Origin of the sequence: Paraburkholderia flagellata (genome assembly GCF_021390645.1) — a bacterium.
Taxonomy (GTDB): Bacteria; Pseudomonadota; Gammaproteobacteria; order Burkholderiales; family Burkholderiaceae; genus Paraburkholderia; species Paraburkholderia flagellata.
In genome coordinates this window covers 414,094-438,195 of record NZ_JAJEJT010000001.1, presented here as the reverse complement: position 1 = coordinate 438,195, position 24,102 = coordinate 414,094, and the positions used below count along the sequence as shown (strand labels likewise).

23 protein-coding genes and 1 other RNA gene are annotated in these 24,102 nt (G+C 63.8%); 4 read left to right on the top strand and 20 right to left on the bottom strand.

Annotated elements, in window-relative coordinates; genetic code table 11:
* Positions 1-26 precede the first annotated feature (26 nt).
* The 4 genes from L0U83_RS01985 to tyrS all read right to left on the bottom strand — a co-directional run bounded on the left by L0U83_RS01985 (position 27) and on the right by tyrS (position 3,918).
* Positions 27-1,172 (bottom strand): branched-chain amino acid ABC transporter substrate-binding protein, encoded by a 1,146-nt coding sequence (locus L0U83_RS01985; RefSeq protein ID WP_233879939.1) that lies wholly within the window; start codon positions 1,170-1,172, stop codon positions 27-29.
* Positions 1,173-1,498: 326 nt separating this feature from the next.
* Positions 1,499-2,182 carry a histidine phosphatase family protein gene (locus L0U83_RS01980; protein WP_233879937.1) on the bottom strand — a complete coding sequence of 228 codons (684 nt, stop codon included), beginning with the start codon at positions 2,180-2,182 and terminating at the stop codon, positions 1,499-1,501.
* Between the two features lie 3 nt (positions 2,183-2,185).
* Entirely contained in the window at positions 2,186-2,656 is a 471-nt protein-coding gene (gene dtd, locus L0U83_RS01975) for a D-aminoacyl-tRNA deacylase (protein ID WP_233879935.1), read from the bottom strand.
* Positions 2,653-3,918: a tyrosine--tRNA ligase gene (gene tyrS / locus L0U83_RS01970; protein ID WP_233879925.1), complete on the bottom strand. Its 1,266-nt coding sequence runs from the start codon at positions 3,916-3,918 to the stop codon at positions 2,653-2,655. The genes dtd and tyrS overlap by 4 nt, the downstream gene beginning before the upstream one ends.
* Before the next feature lie 369 nt (positions 3,919-4,287).
* Between tyrS and L0U83_RS01965 the strand changes: the two genes are divergently transcribed.
* Positions 4,288-5,442 (top strand): anhydro-N-acetylmuramic acid kinase, encoded by a 1,155-nt coding sequence (locus tag L0U83_RS01965; protein WP_308445013.1) that lies wholly within the window; start codon positions 4,288-4,290, stop codon positions 5,440-5,442.
* A 63-nt stretch (positions 5,443-5,505) separates the two neighbouring features.
* Here the strand turns inward: L0U83_RS01965 and erpA are convergent, their stop codons facing one another.
* The 3 genes from erpA to rplM all read right to left on the bottom strand — a co-directional run bounded on the left by erpA (position 5,506) and on the right by rplM (position 6,928).
* Entirely contained in the window at positions 5,506-5,871 is a 366-nt protein-coding gene (gene erpA / locus L0U83_RS01960; protein ID WP_233879923.1) for an iron-sulfur cluster insertion protein ErpA, read from the bottom strand.
* Between the two features lie 224 nt (positions 5,872-6,095).
* Positions 6,096-6,488, bottom strand: coding sequence for a 30S ribosomal protein S9 (rpsI, locus tag L0U83_RS01955; RefSeq protein ID WP_028209425.1), 393 nt, complete (start codon positions 6,486-6,488; stop codon positions 6,096-6,098).
* Positions 6,489-6,499: 11 nt separating this feature from the next.
* Positions 6,500-6,928, bottom strand: a complete 429-nt coding sequence (gene rplM / locus L0U83_RS01950; protein WP_028201949.1) for a 50S ribosomal protein L13 — start codon at positions 6,926-6,928, stop codon at positions 6,500-6,502.
* A 637-nt stretch (positions 6,929-7,565) separates the two neighbouring features.
* Between rplM and L0U83_RS01945 the strand changes: the two genes are divergently transcribed.
* Entirely contained in the window at positions 7,566-7,988 is a 423-nt protein-coding gene (locus L0U83_RS01945; RefSeq protein WP_027795839.1) for an OsmC family protein, read from the top strand.
* Positions 7,989-8,057: 69 nt separating this feature from the next.
* Here L0U83_RS01945 and rnpB read toward each other — a convergent pair.
* The 3 genes from rnpB to pyrC form a co-directional block, all read right to left on the bottom strand.
* Positions 8,058-8,468: RNase P RNA component class A (gene rnpB, locus L0U83_RS01940), an RNA gene on the bottom strand.
* A gap of 70 nt (positions 8,469-8,538) precedes the next feature.
* Positions 8,539-9,480 (bottom strand): DUF3025 domain-containing protein, encoded by a 942-nt coding sequence (locus L0U83_RS01935; protein WP_373320950.1) that lies wholly within the window; start codon positions 9,478-9,480, stop codon positions 8,539-8,541.
* Positions 9,477-10,541: a dihydroorotase gene (gene pyrC / locus L0U83_RS01930; RefSeq protein WP_373321040.1), complete on the bottom strand. Its 1,065-nt coding sequence runs from the start codon at positions 10,539-10,541 to the stop codon at positions 9,477-9,479. The genes L0U83_RS01935 and pyrC overlap by 4 nt, the downstream gene beginning before the upstream one ends.
* A gap of 320 nt (positions 10,542-10,861) precedes the next feature.
* Here pyrC and L0U83_RS01925 point away from each other — a divergent pair, with 320 nt between their 5' ends.
* A complete protein-coding gene (locus L0U83_RS01925; RefSeq protein WP_233879912.1) occupies positions 10,862-11,770 on the top strand; it encodes a class II glutamine amidotransferase in 909 nt (302 codons plus the stop codon).
* Between the two features lie 79 nt (positions 11,771-11,849).
* Here the strand turns inward: L0U83_RS01925 and L0U83_RS01920 are convergent, their stop codons facing one another.
* From L0U83_RS01920 to L0U83_RS01890, 7 genes are all read right to left on the bottom strand, one after another.
* A complete protein-coding gene (locus L0U83_RS01920) occupies positions 11,850-12,575 on the bottom strand; it encodes an amino acid ABC transporter ATP-binding protein (RefSeq protein WP_201694305.1) in 726 nt (241 codons plus the stop codon).
* Positions 12,572-13,249, bottom strand: coding sequence for a glutamate/aspartate ABC transporter permease GltK (gltK, locus tag L0U83_RS01915; protein WP_201694307.1), 678 nt, complete (start codon positions 13,247-13,249; stop codon positions 12,572-12,574). Before gltK ends, L0U83_RS01920 begins: the two co-directional genes overlap by 4 nt.
* On the bottom strand, positions 13,249-13,989 hold the full coding sequence (locus L0U83_RS01910; protein WP_233879910.1) for an amino acid ABC transporter permease: 741 nt from the start codon (positions 13,987-13,989) through the stop codon (positions 13,249-13,251). Before L0U83_RS01910 ends, gltK begins: the two co-directional genes overlap by 1 nt.
* A gap of 87 nt (positions 13,990-14,076) precedes the next feature.
* Positions 14,077-14,970, bottom strand: a complete 894-nt coding sequence (locus L0U83_RS01905) for a glutamate/aspartate ABC transporter substrate-binding protein (protein WP_233879909.1) — start codon at positions 14,968-14,970, stop codon at positions 14,077-14,079.
* Between the two features lie 236 nt (positions 14,971-15,206).
* Positions 15,207-16,493 carry a Glu/Leu/Phe/Val family dehydrogenase gene (locus L0U83_RS01900; RefSeq protein ID WP_233879901.1) on the bottom strand — a complete coding sequence of 429 codons (1,287 nt, stop codon included), beginning with the start codon at positions 16,491-16,493 and terminating at the stop codon, positions 15,207-15,209.
* A gap of 189 nt (positions 16,494-16,682) precedes the next feature.
* Positions 16,683-17,639, bottom strand: coding sequence for a LysR family transcriptional regulator (locus tag L0U83_RS01895; protein ID WP_233879900.1), 957 nt, complete (start codon positions 17,637-17,639; stop codon positions 16,683-16,685).
* Positions 17,640-17,725: 86 nt separating this feature from the next.
* The gene (locus tag L0U83_RS01890) at positions 17,726-19,528 is read right to left on the bottom strand and encodes a tetratricopeptide repeat protein (RefSeq protein WP_233879898.1); all 1,803 of its coding nucleotides are present in this window, start codon (positions 19,526-19,528) and stop codon (positions 17,726-17,728) included.
* Between the two features lie 265 nt (positions 19,529-19,793).
* Between L0U83_RS01890 and purB the strand changes: the two genes are divergently transcribed.
* Positions 19,794-21,182: an adenylosuccinate lyase gene (gene purB / locus L0U83_RS01885; RefSeq protein ID WP_233879896.1), complete on the top strand. Its 1,389-nt coding sequence runs from the start codon at positions 19,794-19,796 to the stop codon at positions 21,180-21,182.
* A gap of 70 nt (positions 21,183-21,252) precedes the next feature.
* Here purB and L0U83_RS01880 read toward each other — a convergent pair whose 3' ends face one another.
* The 3 genes from L0U83_RS01880 to eda form a co-directional block, all read right to left on the bottom strand.
* A complete protein-coding gene (locus L0U83_RS01880; RefSeq protein WP_233879894.1) occupies positions 21,253-21,762 on the bottom strand; it encodes a gluconokinase in 510 nt (169 codons plus the stop codon).
* 13 nt (positions 21,763-21,775) lie between these two features.
* On the bottom strand, positions 21,776-23,137 hold the full coding sequence (locus tag L0U83_RS01875) for a GntP family permease (protein ID WP_233879892.1): 1,362 nt from the start codon (positions 23,135-23,137) through the stop codon (positions 21,776-21,778).
* Positions 23,138-23,448: 311 nt separating this feature from the next.
* A complete protein-coding gene (eda, locus tag L0U83_RS01870) occupies positions 23,449-24,090 on the bottom strand; it encodes a bifunctional 4-hydroxy-2-oxoglutarate aldolase/2-dehydro-3-deoxy-phosphogluconate aldolase (RefSeq protein WP_110385350.1) in 642 nt (213 codons plus the stop codon).
* Positions 24,091-24,102: the final 12 nt, after the last annotated feature.

The window sequence follows — 24,102 nt, the reverse complement described above, 5'->3', positions numbered from 1 at the left end:
AGCAGGTCGGCTGGGCGCCTGCGTGCTTACATCTTCACCACGTCGAGCAGCGTCTTCTTGCCCGCTTTGTAGTTGTAGAGCGAAATCACGCCGTGCTTGAGGTCGCCCTTCGCATCGAAGGTCGTCTCGCCGATCACGCCCTTGTAGTCCGTGCCCGGGATCTGCGCGAGGATCTTCGCGTGGTCGGTGGAGTTCGCGCGCTTCATCGCGTCGACGACGATGTACACCGCGTCATACGTGAACGGCGCATCGAATTCGATCGGGTGACCGAAGCGTTTCTGGTACTTCGCCGCGAACGCCGCACCGCCGTTCATGCGCTCGACCGCCATGCCGGCCTGCGAGCACACGATATTGTCCGTCGCGGCGCCCGCGAGTTCCGCCAGGCTCTCCGTGCACACGCCGTCGCCCGACAGCACCTTCGCGCGCAGACCGAGTTGCTTCGCCTGCTTCGCGAACGGGCCACCGGTGGCGTCCATGCCGCCGTACATGATCGCGTCGGGATTTTCGCCCTTGATCTTCGTGAGGATCGCGCGGAAATCCACGGCCTTGTCGTTGGTCGCGTCGTGCGAGAGCACCTTCATGCCAAGCGACTTCGCCGTCTTCTCGAACTCGTTGGCGAGGCCCTGGCCATACGCGGTCGAGTCGTCGACCACGGCCACGGTCTTCACGTTCAGGGTCTTCGCCGCGTAATCGGCGAGCGCTGGGCCTTGCTGGGCGTCGGTCGCGACCACGCGGTACGTGGTCTTGAAGCCCTGTTGCGTGTACGAAGGATTGGTCGACGACGGCGAGATCTGCACGATGCCCGCGTCGCTGTAAATCTTCGAAGCCGGGATCGATGCGCCCGAATTCAGATGGCCAATCACGGCAACGACCTTGTCGTCGACCAGCTTCTGCGCGACCTGGGTGGCCTGGCGCGGGTCGGCAGCGTCGTCCTGGGCGTCGAGCGCGAGCGTGACCTTCTTGCCGTCGATCGTGAGACCCTTGGCGTTGATTTCCTCGATCGCGAAGCGCGCGCCGTTCTCGTTGTCCTTGCCGAGGTGGGCCGAACCGCCCGTGAGCGGCCCGACGTGGCCGATCGTGACGACCTGGTCGGCCGCCGCATTGCCCGACAGCGCTGCGAGCGCCATGACCGCTGCGCTCACCGGCAGCAGTTTGTGAAGCTTGAACGTCATTGAACTTTCTCCTGCGTGTTTTTCTGGGAATACCCGTTCGTATAGCAACCTTGGGCACGCGGCCTCGCGCTTGTCATGCGCGCGCGTCCCTCTTCAACGCAGGGCCGGGCCTCACGCCCGGTGGCCAGTGCGCCCAAAGGTCGGACAAATGTTAGCAGGACGCTTAACTTTGTGGTTGGGCTTTGGAAAGAACCCGAAAGCAAGCGGAAAGAAAATAGCCGAGGCCTGAGCCTGAAGACAGGCGCAGCACTGGAACAATGCGAGGATGGGGAAGGCTGGAAAAACAGGACAGCGCGGCTGGAGGCCGCGCTGCCTGGGAAGACAGGTTAGCGTCCAGGCGCGGGCGTGCGCTTGAAGCCGTCGTCGGCGCTGACACCACCCAGATGCGCCACGTCGCCCCACGCGACGACGCGCGCCTGCGTCACGTAGTCGCCGCGTTCAAAATCGACGACATTCACGCTCGTGTTGAGGAGCGGCCACGCGCGCGGCGCGTCGAGCGTGAGGCCGTTCGCGAACCGGTACACGCAGTCGAGCACGCCGCCGTGCGCGACACACGCGATACGGCCGCCCGGATGCATGGCAAGGATCGGCTCGAGCGCGTGCAGCACGCGGTGGTAGAACTCGCGCTGCGACTCGCCTTCGGGCGGCGCGAAACCGGGGTCGCGCGTTTGCCAGTGCGCGTACTCGTCCGGAAAGCGCTCGGAGATTTCGTCGCTGTCATGGCCCTGGAACGCGCCATAGTTGCGCTCGCGCAGCCCTTCAGTGAGCTGCACCGGCAAACCCAGCGCATCGGCAATAGGCTGCGCCGTCTGTTGCGCGCGCAACAGATCGCTCGACCAGATTGCGTCGAGCCGCGCGCCCGTCTGCACTTCCTTCGTGAGCCGCGCGCCGAGCTGCTGCGCTTGCGCCACGCCACTTGCTGCGAGCGGAATGTCGATATGTCCCTGGATGCGCTTGATGCGGTTCCAGTCCGTTTCGCCGTGGCGGATAAAGAGGATCTGCGTGTTCATGGTTCAGTTGCGCACTTGCAGCCAGAACGTGACGGGGCCGTCGTTGACGAGCGACACCTGCATGTCGGCGCCGAACTCGCCGGTCTCGACGGTCGTATGCTTCTCGCGCGCGGCGGCGACGAAATAATCAAACAGACGCCGCCCCTCTTCGGGCGGCGCGGCCGGCGTGAAGCTCGGGCGCAGGCCGCTGTTCGTATCTGCGGCGAGCGTGAACTGCGAGACGAGCAGCAGGCCGCCGGGGGCGCCGTTGCCATCGATATTCTGCACGCTCAGGTTCATCTTGCCCGCCGCGTCGCTGAACACGCGATAGCCGAGCAGCTTCGCGAGCAGCTTGTCGGCGCTGGCCTCGGTGTCGCCACGCTCGGCACAAACCAGCGCGAGCAGCCCCTGGCCGATCGCACCAGTCACGCGCTCGCTGCCGCCCTGCGCCACGCGCACTTCCGCGCGGCGCACGCGCTGGATCAGCGCAATCATGCGGTGAGCGTCACGCGCGCAAAGCGCCGCTTGCCCACTTGCACGACGAACTCGCCCGCCTCGACCTTGAGGCCCTTGTCGGAGACGGTAGCGCCGTCGATCTTCACGCCGCCCTGCTCGATGTTGCGCAGTGCTTCGCTCGTGGACGGCACGAGCCCCGCCTGCTTGAGCAACTGGCCGATGGCAATCGGCGCGCCCGCGAGCGTGATCGACGGAATGTCGTCCGGCACGCCGCCCTTGGCGCGGTGGTTGAAGTCTTCGAGCGCGCGCTCGGCGTCGGCCTGCGAGTGAAAGCGCGCGACAATCTCCTGCGCGAGCAGCACCTTGAAGTCGCGCGGGTTGCGGCCCGCTTCGATTTCGCGCTTGAAGCGCTCGATCTCGTCCATCGGCCGGAACGAGAGCAGCGTGAAGTAACGCCACATCAGCACGTCGGAAATGGACATGAGCTTGCCGAACATGTCGTTAGGCTTCTCGCTGATGCCAATGTAGTTGTTCTTCGACTTCGACATCTTCTCGACGCCGTCGAGGCCTTCGAGCAGAGGCATCGTAAGAATGCACTGCTGTTCCTGTCCGTACTGCTTCTGCAGTTCACGGCCAACGAGCAGGTTGAACTTCTGGTCCGTGCCGCCGAGCTCGAGGTCCGCGTTGAGCGCGACCGAGTCGTAGCCCTGCATGAGCGGATACAGGAACTCGTGGATCGAGATGGGCACGCCGCCCTGGAAGCGCTTGGTGAAGTCCTCACGCTCCAGAATGCGCGCAACCGTGTAGCGCGACGCGAGCTTGATCATGCCGTCAGCGCCGAGCGGCATCGACCATTCGCTGTTGTAGCGGATTTCCGTCTTTTCGCGGTCGAGCACAAGCGCGGCCTGCTCGAAGTACGTTTTCGCGTTCGATTCGATCTGCTCGCGCGTGAGCGGCGGGCGCGTGGCGTTGCGGCCCGACGGGTCGCCGATCAGCGAAGTGAAGTCGCCGATCAGGAAGATCACGGTATGGCCGAGATCCTGCAACTGGCGCATCTTGTTGAGCACGACCGTATGGCCGATGTGGATGTCGGGCGCGGTCGGGTCGAGGCCGAGCTTGATGCGCAGCGGCTTGCCGGTGGCCGCGCTGCGGGCGAGCTTCTGCTCGAATTCTTCTTCGATCAGCAGTTCGTCCACGCCGCGCTTCGTGACGGCAAGCGCGTGACGGACTTCGTCGGTGACCGGAAAGGCGTCTTTTGCGCCGGTGTTGGCGCCGTTGCTGGAGGTGGGCTCGTTGCTCATGCTTCGATCGGTTCGGTCGTTAAGTCTGGGTCTAGACCGCAATTTTACGTGATTCGACTCGCCAGGCTGAGGTTTGCGGGTGTTTGCGGGTCGCTCACGCGGCTTTGACTCATGATTCTCCAGACTCAGTAGATCGAACATGAGGGGTCTGGAGCCAGGATTCGGCTTGTGTCGGTGCGCGGAGTCAACGTCGAGACCCAAGGGATCGATCTCACGCAGGGCTCCAGTACCGCCCATATTCGAGCGGCGAAGATGAGCGTCCCACGTTGCGAAGGCGGCCAACAGTCAGCCGTTCGGCTTACGCTAGAACGGCATTGCGCCGATAATTCCCTCGCAGGGCACTGAATTGCATTGATAAAGGAGCACAACGTGGCGCCACGCGACGCACGAAACGAGAGCGCACACGCCGCGGACGGCGTGTATTTCGGCCTGATGTCGGGCACGAGCATGGATGGTGTTGACGGCATTTCCGTGCGCTTCGCGGCTGGCCAGCGGCCAGTGGTGCTGGCGGAGGCCTTCGTCGGCTTCGCGCAGGGGCTGCGCGAGGCGCTCTTTTCGTTGCAGCAGCCAGGCGAGAACGAGATCGAGCGCGAGGCGCTCGCCGGCAATGCGCTCGCGGCCCGCTATGCGGTGTGCTGCCACGAGTTGCTGCGCGCGGGCAATGTTGCCTCCGGCGATGTACGCGCCATCGGCGCGCACGGCCAGACCGTGCGGCATCGTCCGGAGAAGGGATACACGGTGCAGATCCAGAACCCGGCGCTGCTCGCGGAACTCACCCACATCGACGTGATCGCCGACTTCCGTAGCCGCGACGTCGCCTCGGGCGGCCAGGGCGCGCCGCTCGTGCCCGCGTTCCACGCGACGCTGTTCGGCTCGCGGGAAGAAACACGCGTGGTCTGCAACCTGGGCGGCATCAGCAACATCACCGTGCTCTCGTCGACGGGCACCGTGCGTGGCTTCGATTGCGGTCCCGCCAATGCCCTGCTCGACCTCTGGGCCGAACGCCATCTGGGCAAGCCCTACGACGAGAACGGCAAGTTCGCCGTGAGCGGCAATCTGCATCAGCCGCTTCTGAACGCCCTGTTGGACGAACCGTTTTTCGAGCAGCAGCCGCCCAAGAGCACAGGCCGCGATCTTTTCAACGCCCAGTGGCTCGACGACAAGCTCAAGGGCTTCGAGTCGCTCACGCCTGCCGACGTGCAGGCCACGCTAGTCGCGTTGACTGCCGTGAGCGTGGCGCGCGAGATCGAGCGTCACGCGAGCGATTGCCGCGCCGTGTATGTCTGCGGCGGCGGCGCGCGCAATGCGGCCTTGATGACGGCGCTGCAAAAGGCGCTCGAAACGGGCGGTGTGGCGGGCGTGCCGGTCATGACCACAGAGGCGCTAGGCGTGCCGCCGCATCAGGTCGAGCCGCTTGCCTTCGCGTGGCTGGCCATGCGTTGCGTGGCGCGCGAGCCGGGCAATCTCGCCGCCGTCACCGGCGCTGCCGGCGAACGCGTGCTGGGCGCGATTTATCCGCGCTAAAGTGAGCGCGCGCCAATAAAAAAAGGGGCCGAAGCCCCGTTTTCTATTTACAGCAGCAATCGATCAAACCGAGAACGACGAGCCGCAACCGCACGTGGTGGTCGCGTTCGGGTTCTTGATGACGAATTGCGCGCCATTGAGATCGTCCTTGTAGTCGATCTCGGCGCCGACGAGGTACTGATAGCTCATCGAGTCGATCAGAAGCTGGACGCCGTTGCGGTCCATCACGGTGTCGTCTTCGTTGACCGTCTCGTCGAACGTGAATCCGTACTGGAAGCCCGAGCAGCCGCCGCCCTGCACGAATACACGCAGCTTCAGCTCCGGGTTGCCTTCCTCGTCGATCAGTTGCTTGACCTTGTCAGCCGCTGCTTCGGTGAAAACGAAGGGACCGGGCATTTCGGTCGCGGTAGTTTCGGTGACAGCGCTCATTCGAACTCTCCAAAAAAGCTTCTAGCCGCTATTGTAGGGCTCTTCCCGATATCGTGCTTAAGCCCACAAAATCAAGGGTCTCTCCAACCTTTCGCAGCCTGCGCGCGCCACGCGTGGGACGCGCCGAAAAAAACGAAAAAGCCGCCCGGCGCACGGAGCGCGGACGGCTTTTGCAGCAGCACTGCGCCCCGCGAGGGGCACAGGCCCAAAGCGCCAATCTGAAATTAACGCTTCGAGAACTGCTTGCGGCGACGTGCCTTGTGGAAACCGACCTTCTTACGTTCCACTTCACGTGCGTCACGGGTGACGAAGCCAGCTTGCGACAGTGCCGGCTTGAGCGTTGCGTCGTAGTCCATCAGCGCGCGCGTGATGCCGTGGCGAACTGCGCCGGCCTGGCCGGTTTCGCCGCCGCCCGTCACGTTCACCTTGATGTCGAACGTCGTGCCGTGGTTCGTGAGTTCCAGCGGTTGACGCACGATCATCAGCGACGTTTCGCGCGAGAAGTAATCAGCAATAGGCTTGCCGTTGACGACGATTTCGCCCTTGCCCGACTTGATGAAGACACGAGCGACCGCGCTCTTGCGGCGGCCCGTACCGTAATTCCAGTTACCGATCATGTGGGCTCCCCTTAGATCTCGAGCGCCTTCGGCTGTTGCGCCGAGTGCGGGTGCGTTGCTTCAGCGTAGACCTTCAGCTTCTTGATCATCGCGTAGCCGAGCGGGCCCTTCGGCAGCATGCCCTTCACGGCCTTCTCGAGCGCGCGGCCCGGGAAGCGTTCTTGCATCTTGCCGAACGTCGTTTCGTAGATACCGCCCGGGTAGCCCGAGTGACGGTAGTACTTCTTGTCGGTGGTCTTGTTGCCCGTGACCTTCAGCTTGCCGGCGTTGATGATGATGATGAAATCACCAGTGTCGACGTGCGGGGTGAACTCAGGCTTGTGTTTGCCGCGAAGACGGCGTGCCACTTCGCTGGCGACACGGCCGAGAACCTTATCCGTCGCGTCAATCACGTACCATTCGCGCTGCACTTCATGTGCCTTGGCGGAAAAAGTCTTCATGATCGATCCAAAAAAAATGCTGTGCCCTGTGTTGGTCCTGCTTGTATGGTGACGCTCGTTGGCGCCGGCGCAGGCTCTCCCTGTATGGGTTTCCCCATTCTTCCCGCGGGCATGGATGCGGGAAACCTAAGATTATAAAGGGGAATTTGGCCGCGAGTCAAAATATTGCTTGCGGTGGGAGTAGCGGCTGAGCAAAACGGGGCCGGCGGACGAAAAAAAGCCCGAACGCGTTGTTCGGGCTTAATCCACTCTTTGGAGGAGGGTGGAGGAGACATGCTGAGGTGTCGTGAAGCACGACAACCAATGAGGTGAATTATACGGATGAGCCTTGTGCGATGCAAGCGCGTTTGCATTGCGAAATACGAAACCATAATGTGAAATTCGTTGGAATCAATGCGTCGGCACAAAAAACTCATAAAAATCAGAATCTTAAAGATCCGCCTCGCGAAAGGCAGGCGGGCGAACTAGAGCGAAACCCCTAATTGCGCAAGGGAAATCCGCCTTGTTCACAGGATGTCGCGCCGCAACATTCAAGCACGCGGCATAAGGCGCGCGCGGCCGTGTCCCCCCGGACATACCAGTAAGGCGCGGGCTACAATGCCGTCTGAATCAAGAAACCGCGCAGAGGCATACGCACATGGAATGCAAAGTTAGCTGGATGGGACAAGACGGCATGGCGTTCGCAGCCGAAACGGGCAGCGGCCATCTCGTCAACATGGACGGCGCGCCGGAAGGCGGCGGCCACAACCTCGCGCCGCGGCCGATGGAGATGGTGCTGCTCGGCACCGGCGGCTGCACGGCCTACGATGTGGTGCTGATCCTCAAGAAGAGCCGCCAGGAAGTGAGCGGCTGCAGCGTGACGCTCAAGGCCGAGCGTGCGAGCGAGGACCCGAAGGTCTTCACGAAGATCCACTTCCACTTCACCGTGACCGGCAAGAATCTGAACCCGGCCACCGTGGAGCGCGCCATCAACCTCTCGCACGACAAGTACTGCTCGGCGTCGATCATGATCGGCAAGACCGCCGAAATCACGCATACGTTCGAGATCGTCGCGGCTTAAGACCTGCGGCAAAAGAAAAAGCCGGCGCGGTTCATCGAAGAACCGCGCCGGCTTTTTGCATGAATGAGGCTGCAAAGCAGGCCGATAAGCCGGATTCTGTGCACACGCCGCGTCCGAAGACGCGCCGCGCGTGGCAGCCATTCCTCTAGGCGCGCCATTGCTGACGCGCTCAAGCTTCCTACCCGCAGACGGAATGGGGGCCCCATCCTGCATCCCGAAGATGCGCGCCTGCCTACTTGGAATTGCTCCGGGTGGAGGTTACCGTGCCGTCTACGTCGCCGCAGACGCGGTGCGCTCTTACCGCACCGTTTCACCCTTACCTGATCCCGACCGAAATCGGGCCATCGGCGGTCTGTTCTCTGTTGCCCTGTTCCGCGTGTCGCCACGGATGGCCGTTAGCCATCACCCTGCCCTGTGGAGTCCGGACTTTCCTCGCCCCCTCGACCGAAATCTCGGAGCCGCGACTGCCTGGCCTGCTTTGCGAGGCGCGATATTAGCACGTGCGGGCGCGCGGCGCCTGGGGCCGGATCGATTGCTGAGCGCCGGCCTTTCAGCGAGCGCGGCGGCCGGCGCGAAAGACCGTGGCGTCGTCGTAGAACGACGGGTCTTCGTTTTGCGCCCACCAGCCCGGGATGCCGAGTACAGGCAGCGGTGCGAAGCTGCGCCCGCTGAGCGCAGCGTCGGCGGCGAGCGTGGCGCTCACCGTCTCGTCCAGATACGCGTCGCGTTGCGCGCGCGGCCACGTGAAATACGCTTGCGGGACCTCGACCACCCATGCGTGCGCCGTGCACGCCGCATAGGGCGAAATCAGCTTTTCGAGCAGCGCATGGCCGAAGACGCGGACTTCGCAGCGTGCCAGGCCGATCGTCTCTTCGAACGCGGCTTCCCAGCCCGTGCGCTGCGCCGCGAACAGCGTGCGCCAATCGAAGCCGCGCAGCGCGGTGATGAGCGCCGCGTCCGATGAGGCATAGAGCACCGAGTTCTCATCGAAGAGCGTGAGCGCGTCACGCACGCCGCCGCGCGTGGGGCCGACGCCCTGCACATCGATCGCCGCGGCCTGGCGTGCGTTGAGCGTCGCCTTGATGCGCGGGAACGCAAACCAGGCCAGCGCGTTGAAGAAGTCGTGGAGATTGTGTCGCGTCGGCACGCAGCCCGTCGCCGCGATATGCGCCTCGTAGGCCGAGCCTTCGGGCAGGTCGTCCTGCGCGATGAAGCGTAGCGACTGGCCGCGGCCCGTGCTTTGGGCGGCGGCCAGCGCATCGGCGTTCAGTTCAGCCAGGTACGCCGCGTATCCCGCCAGCGCGGCCCGCTGCCAACGCCGGCCGCGCGCCTCGTGCTGCGCGAACCAGGGGCGGGCCCAGTCGATGTCGGTGAAACTGCCCAGCGGCATGGTCCGGCGCGGTTCGCGCGCGGGCATCGGTGCGTGGGCATCGACTGCCCCGATCGGGCCGATCGTTGCGTCAGCAGCCACACCGTGCCCCGCGTCGCTCAAGCGAGCTTCCAGCCGATCGTCTCGCCGCCGCGCAGCGGCACGACGGGCGTGTCGCCGGCCTCGACTTCGGCGGGCAGCGTCCAGGTCTCGCGGCGCAACGTGACCGTTTCGGTCGCGCGCGGAAGACCGTAGAAGTCCGCGCCGTAAAAGCTCGCAAAGCCCTCTAGCTTGTCGAGCGCGCCTGCATTGTCGAACGCTTCGGCGTACAGCTCGAGCGCGTGCAGCGCCGTGTAGCAGCCCGCGCAGCCGCACGCGTGTTCCTTCAGGCCCTTCGGGTGCGGCGCGCTGTCGGTGCCGAGGAAGAATCGATGATCGCCCGAGGTCGCCGCTTCCACGAGCGCCACACGATGCGTCTCGCGCTTGAGCACGGGCAGGCAGTAGTAGTGCGGACGGATGCCGCCCTGGAAGATCGCGTTGCGGTTGTACAGCAGGTGATGCGCGGTGATCGTCGCGCCGAGCAGGCCCGGTGCGGCGTGATCGGCGCGGATGTAGTCGACGGCATCCTTCGTCGTGATGTGCTCGAACACCACCTTGAGCGCCGGGAAATCGCGGCGCAGCGGCGTCATCACGCGGTCGATGAAGACCTTCTCGCGATCGAACAGGTCGATGTCGGCGCTCGTCACTTCACCGTGCACGAGCAGCGGCATGCCCACTTCCTGCATGACTTCGAGCGTCTTCGCGCACTTGCGGATGTCCGTGACGCCGGCGTCCGAGTTCGTCGTCGCGCCTGCCGGATACAGCTTCACGCCGTGCACGAAACCGCTCGCCTTGGCGAGGCGGATTTCCTCGGGCGGCGTGTTGTCGGTGAGATAGAGCGTCATCAGCGGCTCGAACGTCGAGCCCGCCGGCAGCGCGGCGAGAATGCGCTCGCGGTAGGCGGCCGCCTGCTCCGTCGTCGTGACCGGCGGCTTGAGGTTCGGCATGATGATCGCGCGGCCGAACTGGCGCGCCGTGTGCGGCAGCACCGCCGCGAGCATCGCGCCGTCGCGCACATGCAGGTGCCAGTCGTCGGGGCGGGCGAGCGTGAGAGTCGTGAGGGAAGAGGCGTTCATGGCGGAAATCAGGCTCAGTAATAAGTGCGCAGCGGAATGAGCAGCGAAATTCCGGGCATATCACGTGTAAGAGCGGGCGTTGACCGATTCGAGTCCAACGCACGCGTTGCCGGCACCGTCGCGTGCACACGACAATTTGCACTGCATCGTCGCTGGCACGCGCCCTTCTACGCAAGCCTGCAATGCATCCGACAAATTTCGTATTGGCGACCCGCAGGCCGGTGATATGCTTGGAAAATCATTATTGTACCGGGTCGACGGCGGGTCCCGCCTACCACTGCAGCCGCCGTCCCAGTCGCGTCTCAGTCGCATCACGCACCATCAGCACCATGTGCCAACTTCTCGGAATGAATTGCGCCGCGCCGACGGACGTCACGTTCTCCTTCACAGGATTCGCGGCGCGCGGCGGCGCCACCGATCACCACGCCGACGGCTGGGGTATCGCGTTCTTCGAGGACAAGGCCTGCCGCCTCTTCATCGACAACGAAGCTTCAGCGCGTTCGCCGATCGCCGAGATGGTCAAGCACTACCCCATCAAGTCGCGCAACACCATCGCCCATATCCGCAAGGCCACGCAAGGCAACTGCGCGCTTGAGAACAGCCATCCGTTCCTGCGCGAACTGTGGGGCCGGCACTGGATCTTCGCGCACAACGGCGACCTGCAGGACTTCAACCCGGAGATGTCGGGCGTGTATCAGCCGGTTGGCACGACCGATAGCGAGCGCGCGTTCTGCCTGCTGCTGCAAGGCTTGCGCGAGGCGTTCCCCGGCGCGCAGCCGCCGCTCGACGAACTGTTCGCCGCGCTGGAATCGCTCACGCGCGAGGTCACGCAGTTCGGCGTCTTCAACTTTCTGATGTCGAACGGCCAGGCGCTGTTCGCGCACTGCTCGACGCATCTCTACTATCTCGTGCGGCGCTGGCCGTTTTCGACGGCACATCTCGTCGATGCCGACGTCTCCATCGACTTCGCCAAGTACACGACGCCCGAGGACCGCGTGGCCGTGATCGCCACCGCGCCGCTCACCGACAACGAGGTGTGGACACGCTTCGCCCCCGGCGACCTGCTGATGTTCCAGCACGGCGACGTGATCGCCCAAACGAGCGTACCGGTGCCGCAGAAGGTGCTCGACAAGCTCGTCAACCCTTCGCTCGATGCGTCGGCCAGCGCGCCGTGCGGCGCGCAACCGGGCGAGATCGACCCGGAGGCGATGGCCGCACTGCAGACCTGGGGCGAGTAAGCCGGGCGACGCCCGAAACGAAAAAGCCGCGCATCGAGCGCGGCTTTTTTGCTTTCTGGAAGCGGGCGAACCCGCAGCCTCAGTGCAGGATCTTCGCCAGAAAATCCTTCGCGCGGTCCGACTTCGGGCTCGCAAAGAAGGCTTCCTTCTGATCGTCCTCGACGATGAGCCCCTGGTCCATGAAGATCACGCGGTGCGCGACCTTCTTGGCAAAGCCCATTTCGTGCGTCACGCACATCATGGTCATGCCTTCCTGGGCAAGCTCCACCATCACGTCGAGCACCTCGTTGATCATCTCAGGGTCGAGCGCCGAGGTCGGCTCGTCGAACAGCATGGCGATGGGGTCCATCGACAACGCGCGCGCAATCGCCACACGCTGCTGTTGACCGCCCGAGAGCTGGCCCGGGAATTTATCGGCATGCGCGCGCAGGCCCACGCGATCGAGCAGTTTCAAGCCCTTTTGCGTGGCCTCGTCCTTGCCGCGGCCGAGCACCTTGATCTGCGCGAGCGTGAGATTCTCGGTGATCGACAGATGCGGGAACAGCTCGAAGTGCTGGAACACCATGCCCACCTTCGCGCGCAGCTTCGAGAGATTGGTGCGCTTGTCGCCCACCGACTCGCCGTTCACGAGGATCTCGCCCTGCTGGAACGGTTCGAGCCCGTTGACGGTCTTGATGAGCGTGGACTTGCCCGAGCCCGAGGGCCCGCACACCACCACCACCTCACCCTTCTTCACTTCCGTCGTGCAGTCGGTCAGCACCTGGAACTGGCCGTACCACTTCGAAACGTTCTTAATTGAAATCATCTTGCGACCTTTTTCTGAAGACCTTTCACAAGGCTCGACGCGATCACGCAAATCACGAAATAACACGCGCCCGCGAACAGTACCATCTCGACCATCGTCCCGTCACGGTCGCCGACATTGGTGGCCGTGCGGAAAAAGTCGGCGAGGCTGATCACGTACACGAGCGAGGTGTCCTGAAACAGCACGATCGCCTGCGTGAGCAGCAGCGGCACCATCGCGCGGAACGCCTGCGGCAGCACCACGTATTGCATGGCCTGGCCGTAGCGCATGCCGAGCGCGAACGAAGCGTTCACCTGCCCACGCGGCACGGCCTGAATGCCCGCGCGAATGATCTCCGAATAATACGCGGCCTCGAACAGTGAGAACGCGATCATCGCGGAAGCGAGGCGAATGTCGATGTCGGGCGACAGACCCAGCACGTTTTGCAGTACCTGCGGCACGATCAGGAAGAACCACAGCAGGACCATCACGAGCGGGATCGAGCGGAAGACCGTGACGTAGCCCTTGGCAAACCATTCGAGCGGCTTCACGCTGGAAAGCCGCATGAGCGCGAGCAGCGTACCCCACAGAATGCCGACCACGATCGCGCACAGCGTGATCTTGAACGTGATGATCGCGCCCGTCCACAGCGTGGGCAACGCGCCCGGAATGCCGCTCCAGTCGAAGTGATGCATCACTTGCCTCCGATGTAGCCGGGCAGACGCGACTTCGCCTCGACCCAGCGCATGAGCGTCATGACGACGAGATTGATGAGCACGTAAGCGAGCGTGACCGCGATGAACGACTCATACGTCTGCGCCGTGTAATCGACGAGCTGGCGCGCCTGGGCCGACAAATCGAGCAGGCCGATCGTCGAGGCCACCGCCGAGTTCTTGAAGATGTTCAGGAACTCGGAAGTGAGCGGCGGCACGATGATGCGGTATGCGACCGGCAGCAGCACATAGCGGTACGTCTGCCACTGCGTGAAGCCCATTGCGAGGCCGGCCGCGCGCTGGCCGCGCGGCAGCGCGTTGATGCCCGAGCGCACCTGTTCGCACACGCGCGCTGCGGTAAAGAGCCCGAGACAGATGACCGACGCCGTGAAGAACTGCACGCCCGGCGGCGACTGCTTGAACGCATTGCCTATCGATTGCGGCACGATTTCCGGCAACACGAAGTACCAGATGAAGAACTGCGCGATAAGCGGAATATTGCGGAAGATCGCCACGTAGACCGTGCCGACGGCCGCGAGAAACTTGTTTGGCACCGTGCGCAGCACGCCGAAGAACGACCCGACGATGAGAGCGATCACCCACGCGCACAGCGACACCGAGACCGTCACCCAGAGCCCGGAGAGGATCCAGCCCAGGTACGTGGTGGGTTCGCCCGTCGAGACCGGGCTGAGCAGAATGCCCCAGTTCCAGTGATAGGACATAGAGACTCCAAGAAAAAGAACGGAAGAAGCGGCGCTTCTTCCGTTCCGTGCTAAACGCTGGATGGAGGTCGAACGGCCGTGGCCGTATTAATCGATCGCCTTGTCGTTCGGATTCTTGAACAGTGCTTTCATGTCGTCGCTCATCGGGAAGTTCAGGTTGAGACCCTTCGGCGGAATCGGCGATTCGAACCACTTCTTGTAGATCACGTCGCCTTCGCCCGAAGTCTGGACCTTGGCGATGGCGTCGTCGGCGACCTTCTTGAACTCAGGATCGTTCTTGCGCATCATGCAGCCGTACGCTTCACGCGATTGCGGCTGGCCGACGATCACGAAGTCGCCCGGATTGTTCGACTTGGCGCGCTCGCCCGCGAGCAGCGCATCGTCCATCATGAACGCCACTGCGCGGCCCGTGGAGAGCGTCATGAACGACTCGCCGTGGTCCTTCGCGCTGATGATGTTCATGCCCATGCTCTTGTCCTGGTTCATCTTGCGCAGAATGCGCTCGGACGTCGTGCCTGCCGTCGTCACGACGGTCTTGCCCTTGAGGTCGGCGAAGTCCTTGATGCCCGAATCCTTCTTCGTCATGAGGCGCGTGCCGATCACGAAAATCGTGTTCGTGAAGGCGGCCTGCTGCTGACGCTCGGCATTGTTCGTGGTCGAGCCGCATTCAAAGTCCACCGTGCCGTTCTGCACGAGCGGAATGCGGTTCTGCGACGTGATGGGCACCATCTTGACCTTGAGGTTCGGCATGTTCAGCTTCTGCTTGACCGCCTCGACGATTTTCATCGCGTAGTCTTGCGAGTAGCCGATCACATTCTGCTTGTCGTCATAGTACGAAAAAGGAATGGACGACTCACGGTGGCCCAGCGAGATGACGCCCGTGTCCTTGATCTTCTTGAGTGTGCCCGCGTCCTGCGCGAAAGCGCTGGTGGCGACGAAACCAAGGAGTGCGAGCAGAGCGGCGGTCTTTTTGATTTGCATTGTTTTCTCCGGTACAGGAACCATCGCCAGTTTAACAAGGTAATTATTTTGAAAGAATCAAGAGTGACCCTGGCGCAACGCTGAATGTGCGAAGACGGACGCCCCCTTGTGGAGAACGTCCGCCTTCTATGCGCCTTGATGTGCAGCGCAAAAACTTGTCACTGCCTCGTCACCACGCGGTCACTGCGCCGTCATTGTTCCGTCACCTCGCGGCGCGAGTGCGCTCCCGCGTGCGATCAGGGGTACAGACCGCGCATTTCGCGCGCCATCAGGATGCGTTTACATGCAACGATGAATGCCGCGGTACGCATCGAGACTTTCTGCTCGCTCGACACTTGCCACACCGCCGTGAAGGCTTCGCGCATCACGCGTTCGAGACGTTCGTTAATCTCGTTCTCGGTCCAGAAGAAGCTCGAGAAGTCCTGCACCCACTCGAAATACGAAACGGTCACGCCACCCGCGTTCGCCACCACGTCGGGAATCACGAGAATGCCCTTGTCGTGCAGGATGTCGTCGGCTGCCGTCGTGGTCGGGCCGTTCGCGCCTTCCACGATGATCTTCGTGCGGATCTTGCCGGCGTTCTTCTCGGTGATCTGGTTTTCCAGCGCGGCCGGAATGAGAATGTCAGTTTCGACGGTCCAGAATTCGTCGTTCGACATGACTTCAGCGCCCGAGAAGCCCGCCACGCCACCCGTCTTCGCGACGTGCTCGAGCAGCGCTTCCGCGCTCATGCCGCTCGAGTTGTAGAGCGTGCCGGTATGGTCCTGCACGGCGACGATCTTCGCACCGGCTTCCTGGTACAGGCGGGCAGCAATGCCGCCGACGTTGCCGAAGCCCTGCACGGCAATGCGTGCACCATCGATCGACAGACCCGTGCGGCGCGCAGCCTCGCAACCGACGACGAACACGCCGCGGCCCGTTGCTTCGCGGCGGCCAAGCGAGCCGCCGAGCGAGATGGGCTTGCCCGTCACGACGCCCGTGGCCGTCTGGCCCTGGTTCATCGAGTAGGTGTCCATCATCCACGCCATGATCTGCTCGTTCGTGTTGACGTCCGGCGCGGGAATGTCGGTGTTTGGTCCGATGATGATGCCGATTTCGCTGGTGTAGCGGCGCGTGACGCGCTCGAGCTCACCACGCGAAAGCGTGCGCGGGTCGACGCGGATACCGCCCTTCGCGCCGCCGTACGGCACGTTCACTGCAGCGTTCTTCACCGACATCCACGCAGACAGCGCCATTACTTCGGAGAGCGTAACGTCCTGGTGATAACGCACGCCGCCCTTGCCGGGACCACGCGAAACGTTGTGCTGGACACGGTAGCCTTCGAAGTGCGCAACGGTGCCGTTGTCGAGTTCGATCGGGCAATCGACGATCAGGATACGCTTCGGACGCTTGAGCGTTTCGAGCCAGCGCGAAAGCGAGCCGAGATACGGCGCTACGCGGTCGACCTGACGAAGATAGTTGCCCCAGGGGCCGAGATCATCGGCGTGGAGATAGGAAGGAACCGACTGCAGTTGGGATGACATGAACGCTCCGATCGAACAAGTGGTGCCATTGTCAGAAAACGCCCACTTGAAATCCAATGCCGTTTGATCATCCCGTTATGCTTTTCGTGCATAACGTCCCCGAAGTCGAAAAAACGTGTCGCGTGCTCCGTGGTTCGGGCCTTACAGGCTGAAATAACCTGACTGTTTGCGCTGCGGGCTGTCGCTGTGTCAGCGCTTGCCCTGCGCAAGTTCCTCGCTTACCGCCTCCCACAACTCACGCACGAGCGCCTGGCGCGCGTCGTCGCCCTGCGTCGCGAACTTGTCGCGATAGAGGCGAATTTCCATGTCGAGCGTGAACTGGCCCTCCGGCACACCGCGCGTGCCCCGGTCGAGGCGGATCAGCTCGCCCTGGGCCACGGCCTCTTCCACCGCGCTGTGCGGCAAAAAGGCGATGCCGTGACCGGCGAGCGTCATCGCCTTGAGTCCTTCTGCCATGTCGGTTTCGTACACTCGGTCCAGATAGAGCCGCGCCGGAGCGTTGGCGACGATCACCTCGGTCATGCGGCCGAGATACGCGTTCGGCGTGTAGGAGAGATACGGCGTGGGCGCATCGGGCGTACCGGGCAGCGTGTAACGCGCGCGCCCCGCGCGCTGCGGCGCCGAATACGGGCTGATCGACTCGATGCCGAGCGTGAGCGTGTCGTAACGCGCGGGGTCGAGCGTCACGGGGTGGCTCGGGTGGTGATAGCCCATCACGAGGTCGCAGCCGCCCTCCACGAGCGACAGCACGGCGTCGTGCACGTTCAGCGCGCGCAGCCGCGTGTGAATGCGGCCGAGCTTCGCCTCGATGCGCTGCAGCCAGCGCGGAAAATACGTGAGCGAAAGCGTGTGCGGCACTGCGAACTCGATCGTCGCGGCGGGCGTGGCCGTGTGACCGCGCAACAGGGTGCGCGCCTCATGAAACTGCGAAAGCATCGCGAGCGCCTGCTCGTAGAAGACCTGGCCTGCCGCAGTGAGACGCGTCGGGTAAACCGAACGATCGATCAGCTCGGTGCCGAGCCACGCTTCGAGCGCTTGAATACGGCGCGAGAAAGCCGGCTGCGTCACGTGGCGCAGTTCGGCCGAGCGGCTGAAACTATGCGTCTCCGCAAGCGAAACGAAGTCTTCGAGCCATTTGAGTTCCATGCGGGGCCAGCGAGCGGATGAGAAGTCCGCATTCTAGGCCCGCGGGCGCCCGCGCGGCGAATTTCGCGCAGCGCTGGCCGGCTACGTTAGCGGGACGTCTGGGAGAGCGCGGTTTCCAGTTCGGCGACCACGCCGCTCCAGTCGCCGAGCGTGGTCTGGCGGAAGACGCGCGCCGACGGATACCACACCGAATCCGCGCGATCCTTGCCCCAGCGCCAGTCGGGCTGTGCGGCAAGCAGCACCCACACCGGCTTGCCGAGCGCGCCTGCGAGGTGCGCGACCGACGTATCGACCGTGATGACGAGGTCAAGCGCTTCGATGAGCGCCGCCGTGGCCGCGAAGTCGTGCAGATCGTCGCCGAGCGCGTCCATCGGCCAGCGGCCCGCGACCGGTGCGAGCTGCGCTGTCCCCGGGCCCTTCTGGATCGCGAACCAGGCGTTGCCGGCGAGCGCCGAAAGCGGCAGAAGCGACTTGAGCGCAACGGAACGGAAAGCGTCGAAATGATGGCGCGGGTTGCCGGCCCAGACGAGCCCGATGCGGCGATGCGCGGCGCCGGCCAGCGCGTTCACGCGTGCGCGCCAGGCGGCGGCCTGCACGGCATTGGCGTGCATATAAGGCATGTCGGCATAGATCGGCCGGCCAGGAAACTTCAGCGGCAGGCTCATCACGTCGCACCAGTAGTCGTAATCCGATGCGATGGCTTCGTCGCTCGGCGCGGCGTCGAGCACGCGCGCAACGCCCGGCACCGTCGCGGCGAGCGACGCCAGTTCCGGTGCGACCCACGCGTGAACCTGCGCGCCCATCTGCGCCAGCAGCCCCGCATAGCGCACGAACTGGATCTGATCGCCCACGCCCTGCTCACGGCAGATCAGGAAGCGCTTGCCAGCGAGCGGCTCGCCCTGCCACTCGGGGCACGGCAACTTCCGGTAGTTGGCCTTGGCGGTCGAGGTGAGCTTGCGGTTCTCGAAGAGCGGCCAACCGTCGATGTAGTCTTCACGCCGCAACATCAGCATGCCGAGCTGAAAACGCGATTCGGGCAGGTCCGGGTTCAGTTCCAACGCGCGTCGATAGTCAATTTCCGCTTCGTCGTAGCGCGCGAGCGCAGTCAGCGCGAATGCCAGATTGTTGACGATGCCCGCGCCATCGGGCTTGAGCTGCGCAGCACGCCGGTAATGCGGAATCGCCTCTTCATAGCGGTGCATCGCGTCGTAGGCGTAGCCGAGCTCGAAGAGCGCGAGCACATTGTCAGGCTCACGCGCGATCACAGCCTCGAAGCAGGCGGCCGCTTCGGCGTGCTTCTCCATCGAGCGCAGCAGTCGGCCCATGTGGATCAGCGTCGTCAGATCATGGGGATCGAGCGCGGCGGCGGCGCGGAACTCCGCAAGTGCGGCGTCTTTTGCGCCGTCGGCTTCCCGTGCGCGTCCGAGATTGAACGCGAAGTGCGCGGATTGCGGCGCAAGCGAGCGCGCACGCCGATAGTGCTGCGCGGCGCCCGCGATATCGCCGAGGTCCATCAGCGCATTGCCGAGATTGTTGTGTGCGTTCGCGAAATCGGGCGCGAGCGCGAGCGCCTTGCGCTGCCAGGCGGCGGCGCCCGCATGGTCGCCGAGGCGGGTCGCGACCACGCCGCGATTGGCAAGATATTCGGCATTCTCGGGCGCCTTCGCGAGCGCGCGGTCCATCAGGGCGGCGGCTTCCTTCAGTTGGTCGCGGCCGAGCGCAATCACGCCCAGGTAGTGCAGCGCGCCGGGATGTTCGGGGTGCGCCGCGAGCGCGGATTGATAGTAAGCGTGGGCGTCGTCGATCTGGCCCGCGCGGTGGCAAGCAAGACCGGCTTCGATCAGAGCAGCGACCTTGTCGGAAGGGAGAATGGGTGCATCGGTGGTCATGGCGGCAAACATTTGATTAAGCGCAAACTTTTGATGTGATCGCACTCTATCCCCGTCTCAAAACTCCCGATCCCGTTAAGAGGCGGCCGCGACGTCACGCCTCAGGGCACGTCACGACCCGCCGCTCAGTCGCCCCTCAGCCGCCGCTGACAGCGCCGGCCTCGGCCCCTGTCGGCAAGGTGATAAAATCTTGGGTTCACGCCGTCTCGAATCTGACTGCAACCGACTGCCAACTGAGCGTAACGCGCTACGTTACGTCCCCATCATGTCCGACACTCGTCCCGATACCCTCTTCGCGCTCAACGCGCTCTCCCCGCTCGACGGCCGCTACGCCTCGAAAACCGAAGCGCTGCGCGACTGGCTCTCGGAAGCCGCGTTCATGCGCAACCGCGTGACCGTGGAAATCCACTGGCTGATCGCGCTGTCGCAGGCGGGCTTCGCGGAAGTGCCGCGCTTCTCGCAAGCGTCGGAGCAGTTCCTTCTCAAGCTCGCCGAGAACTTCACGGCGCACGACGCTGCGCGCATCAAGGACATCGAGCGCGTGACGAACCACGACGTGAAGGCCGTGGAGTACTGGCTCAAGGAGTCGGTGAAGGGTCAGCCGGAACTGGAACGCGCAAGCGAGTTCATCCACTTCGCCTGCACCTCGGAAGACATCAACAACACGTCGCACGGCCTGATGCTCGCGGGCGCCCGCGAGCACGTGATCCTGCCGGCGCTGCGCTCGGTGCATCAACGGCTCGTCACGCTCGCGCACACGCACGCTGACCAGCCGATGCTCTCGCGCACGCACGGCCAGCCGGCCAGCCCCACGACGCTCGGCAAGGAAATCGCCAACGTCGCGGCGCGTCTGGCCCGGGCGATCCAGCGCATCGAGAAGGTCGAACTGCTCGGCAAGATGAATGGCGCGGTCGGCAACTTCAATGCGCACCTCTCGGCGTATCCGGAATTCGACTGGGAAGCGTTCTCGAAGGAAGTCGTCGAACAGCGCCTGAAGCTCGTGTTCAACCCGTACACGATCCAGATCGAGCCGCACGACTACATGGCGGAACTGTTCGACGCTGTGGCGCGCGCGAACACGATCCTGCTCGACCTCGACCGCGACGTGTGGGGCTACATCTCGCTCGGCTACTTCAAGCAGAAGACGAAGGCCGGCGAAATCGGCTCGTCGACCATGCCGCACAAGGTCAACCCGATCGACTTCGAAAATTCGGAAGGCAACCTCGGCCTCGCGAACGCCACGCTGCGCCACCTCGCCGACAAACTGCCCGTTTCGCGCTGGCAGCGCGACCTCACCGACTCGACGGTGCTGCGCAATATCGGCGTCGCGTTCGGCTACTCGCTGCTCGCGTATGACGCGCTGATCCGCGGCCTGGACAAGCTCGAAGTGAACCCGCAGCGCCTGAACGACGACCTCGACGCCACGTGGGAAGTGCTGGCCGAGCCGGTGCAAACTGTGATGCGCCGCTACGGCATCGAGAATCCGTACGAGCAACTGAAGGAACTCACGCGCGGCAAGGGCATCACGCGCGAAGCCCTGCAGACGTTCGTCAGCGGTCTCGCGATTCCTGAAGACGCGAAGAAGCGTCTGCTGGAGATGACGCCCGCCTCGTACGTCGGCAAGGCAGTGGAACTGGCCAAGCGCATTTCGTAATCGCGACACCGCAAGGCCATAAAAAAAGCGCTCGATTGAATCGAGCGCTTTTTCGTTTACGGCCGCGAGATCAGGACGCCTGGTTGCCGCGCGCTTCCATCTGCTTGATCACTTCGTCGACGATCTGTTCCGGCGTGAGTTCGATGCTCACCTCGATCGCCTCGTCGGCGCCCGGCTCTTCGAGCGTGTCGAGCTGGCTTTGCAGCAGCGACGGGTCGAAGAAGTGGCCGGTGCGCGAGGCGAGGCGCTCATGCAGCACTTCGAACGAGCCCTTCAGGTAGACGAAGCACACGTCGCGATCGTTGCCGCGCAGGATGTCGCGATACGAGCGCTTGAGAGACGAGCAGGTGAACACAGCCGTCTCGTGGGCGCGCTGCTTCTCCTCGATCGCCGCGCGTATCGTGCGCAGCCACGGCCAGCGGTCGTCGTCGGTGAGGGGAATGCCGTCGTGCATCTTCTTCTTGTTGGCTTCGCTGTGGAAGGCGTCGCCGTCGGTGAAGGTGCACTTGAGGCGCTCGGCGAGCAATTCGCCGATGCGTGTCTTGCCCGCGCCCGACACGCCCATCGCTATCAGAATCATTTACTGCTCCTCGTTACAACACTGCCGCCAAGGCAAACGTGAGGCCAAGCCCCAGCAGCGAAATAATGGTCTCGAGCAACGACCAGGTCTTGAACGTCTGACCCACGGTCATGCCGAAATATTCCTTGATCAGCCAGAAACCGCCGTCGTTGACGTGCGAGAAGATCAGCGAGCCCGAGCCCGTGGCGAGCACGAGCAACTCCGGCTTCACCGTCATGGCGCTGGCCGATGCGATCGGCGCGACGATGCCGCAGGCCGTGGTCATGGCGACCGTCGCCGAGCCCGTCGCGAGACGGATCATGGCGGCAACGAGCCAGCCGAGCAAAAGCGGCGACAGATGTTCGTTCTGAGCGAGTTCGACGATCTGTTTCGACACGCCGCTGTCCATCAGCACACGGCCAAAGCCGCCGCCCGCGCCCACGATCAGCGTGATGCCCGCGATCGGCGCGAGACAGTCGCCGCAGAACTTCTGGATCTGCTCGCGCGTGAAGCCGCGTTGCGCGCCGAAGGTCCAGAAGCTTACCAGCACGGCGATCAGCAGCGCGACGTCGGAGGTGCCGATGAAGTGCAACAGATTGTTCGGCAACGTCTTGGGCGCGAACACGAGATCGGCCCAGCTGCCGATCAGCATCAGGATCACCGGCAGCAGGATCGTGAAGAGCGTGACGCCAAAGCTCGGCAGTTCGCTGTCGGGCTTCGGCTCGGCCTTGCTCACGAACTGCTCGGAGAGCGGATTGCTTTCCGGCAGCTTGATAAAGCGGTGGATGAAGAGTGCGAAGAGCGGGCCGGCGATGATCGCGCAGGGCACGCCCACGATCAGGCCGTAAGCGATGGTCCTGCCGATGTCGGCGTGATACGCCTGCACGGCGAGGAGCGCGGCTGGGTGCGGCGGAATCAGCCCGTGAACGACCGAGAGACCCGCCACCATCGGCAAGCCGATCAGCAGCAGCGATTTGCCGGTGCGCTTGGCGACGTTGAATGCGATCGGAATGAGCAGCACGAAGCCGACTTCGAAGAACACCGGCAGGCCGACGATGATCGCGACGAACATCATGGCCCAGTGAATATTCTTCTCGCCGAACCAGCGGATGAGCGTCGTGGCAACGCGCTCGGCGCCGCCCGATTCCGCCATCATCTTGCCGAGCATCGTGCCGAGGCCCACCACGATGGCAATGTGGCCAAGCGTGTTGCCGTTGCCGGTCTCGAACGACTTGACGATCTGATCCATCGGCATGCCGACGGCGAGACCGAGCAGCAGCGAAACGATGATCAGGACGAGAAACGGATAAACCTTGAAGCGCGTGATCAGCAGGATCAACGCGGCGATCGCGACGAGCGCGTAAATCAGCAGCATGCTGCCGTGGGCCACTCCCATGAGGCTCTTCTCCAGGTAGTTGTTCGAAGTCCTTTCGCCCTGTGCGGCGACGCGTGTGGCGCGCAACGGCTGCGGCACACGTGGAACTGATGGGGAACGAAAGGGCCGGCCGTCGCCGGGCCGGGGATTGTAGAGCTTATAACGACTTTTGGTGCAGCGTGCTTGAAAGACGAACGAGCCGCGCAACGCGAGCGCCATAAAGGCGTCGTTTGCGCGGCTCGTTGCGCGCCCCTCCTGCACACGAGGGGCGCGGCGTTCCAGTCATCGCTGCGCCGCAGCATACGGCGCGAGCGTCAAGCAGAAGCGCTCTTTCAGCGCACCGGGCGCGAAAGCTCGCTCGCGGCGTGCGCAAGGCGCGTGACTTCGTCCCAGTTCTGCGCGGCGATTGCCGCCTTCGGCGTGAGCCACGAACCGCCCACGCACACCACGTTGGGCAGCGCGAGGAAGGTCGGAGCCGATTCGGCGCTGATACCGCCCGTCGGGCAGAACTTGAGCGTCGGGAACGGGCCGTGGAAGGCCTGCAGCATGTTCAGGCCGCCCGCAGGTACCGCCGGGAAGAACTTGACGATTTCGTAGCCCAGTTCCATCGCGACGATGATGTCCGTCGGCGTCATCACGCCCGGCAGGAGCGGCAGGCCCGCGTCGAGCGAGGCCTGATGGATCTCGCGCGTGAGGCCCGGCGAAACACCGAACTGTGCGCCGGCCTTCTTCGCGAGCGCGCAGTGCTCTGGCTTCGTGATCGTGCCCACGCCCACGACGATGTCCGGCGCGATCTTCGCCGCACGCTCGATGGCTTCGAGGCCGGCCTTCGTGCGCAGCGTGATTTCCAGCACCTTCACGCCGCCCGCGTGGAGCGCGCGGGAAACGTGCTCGCCCTGCTCCGGCGTGTCGAATGCGAGCACCGGGATGACGGGACCCAGGCGGACGATGTCGGCGACTGTGCTATTTGCCATGTTCAGGCTCCT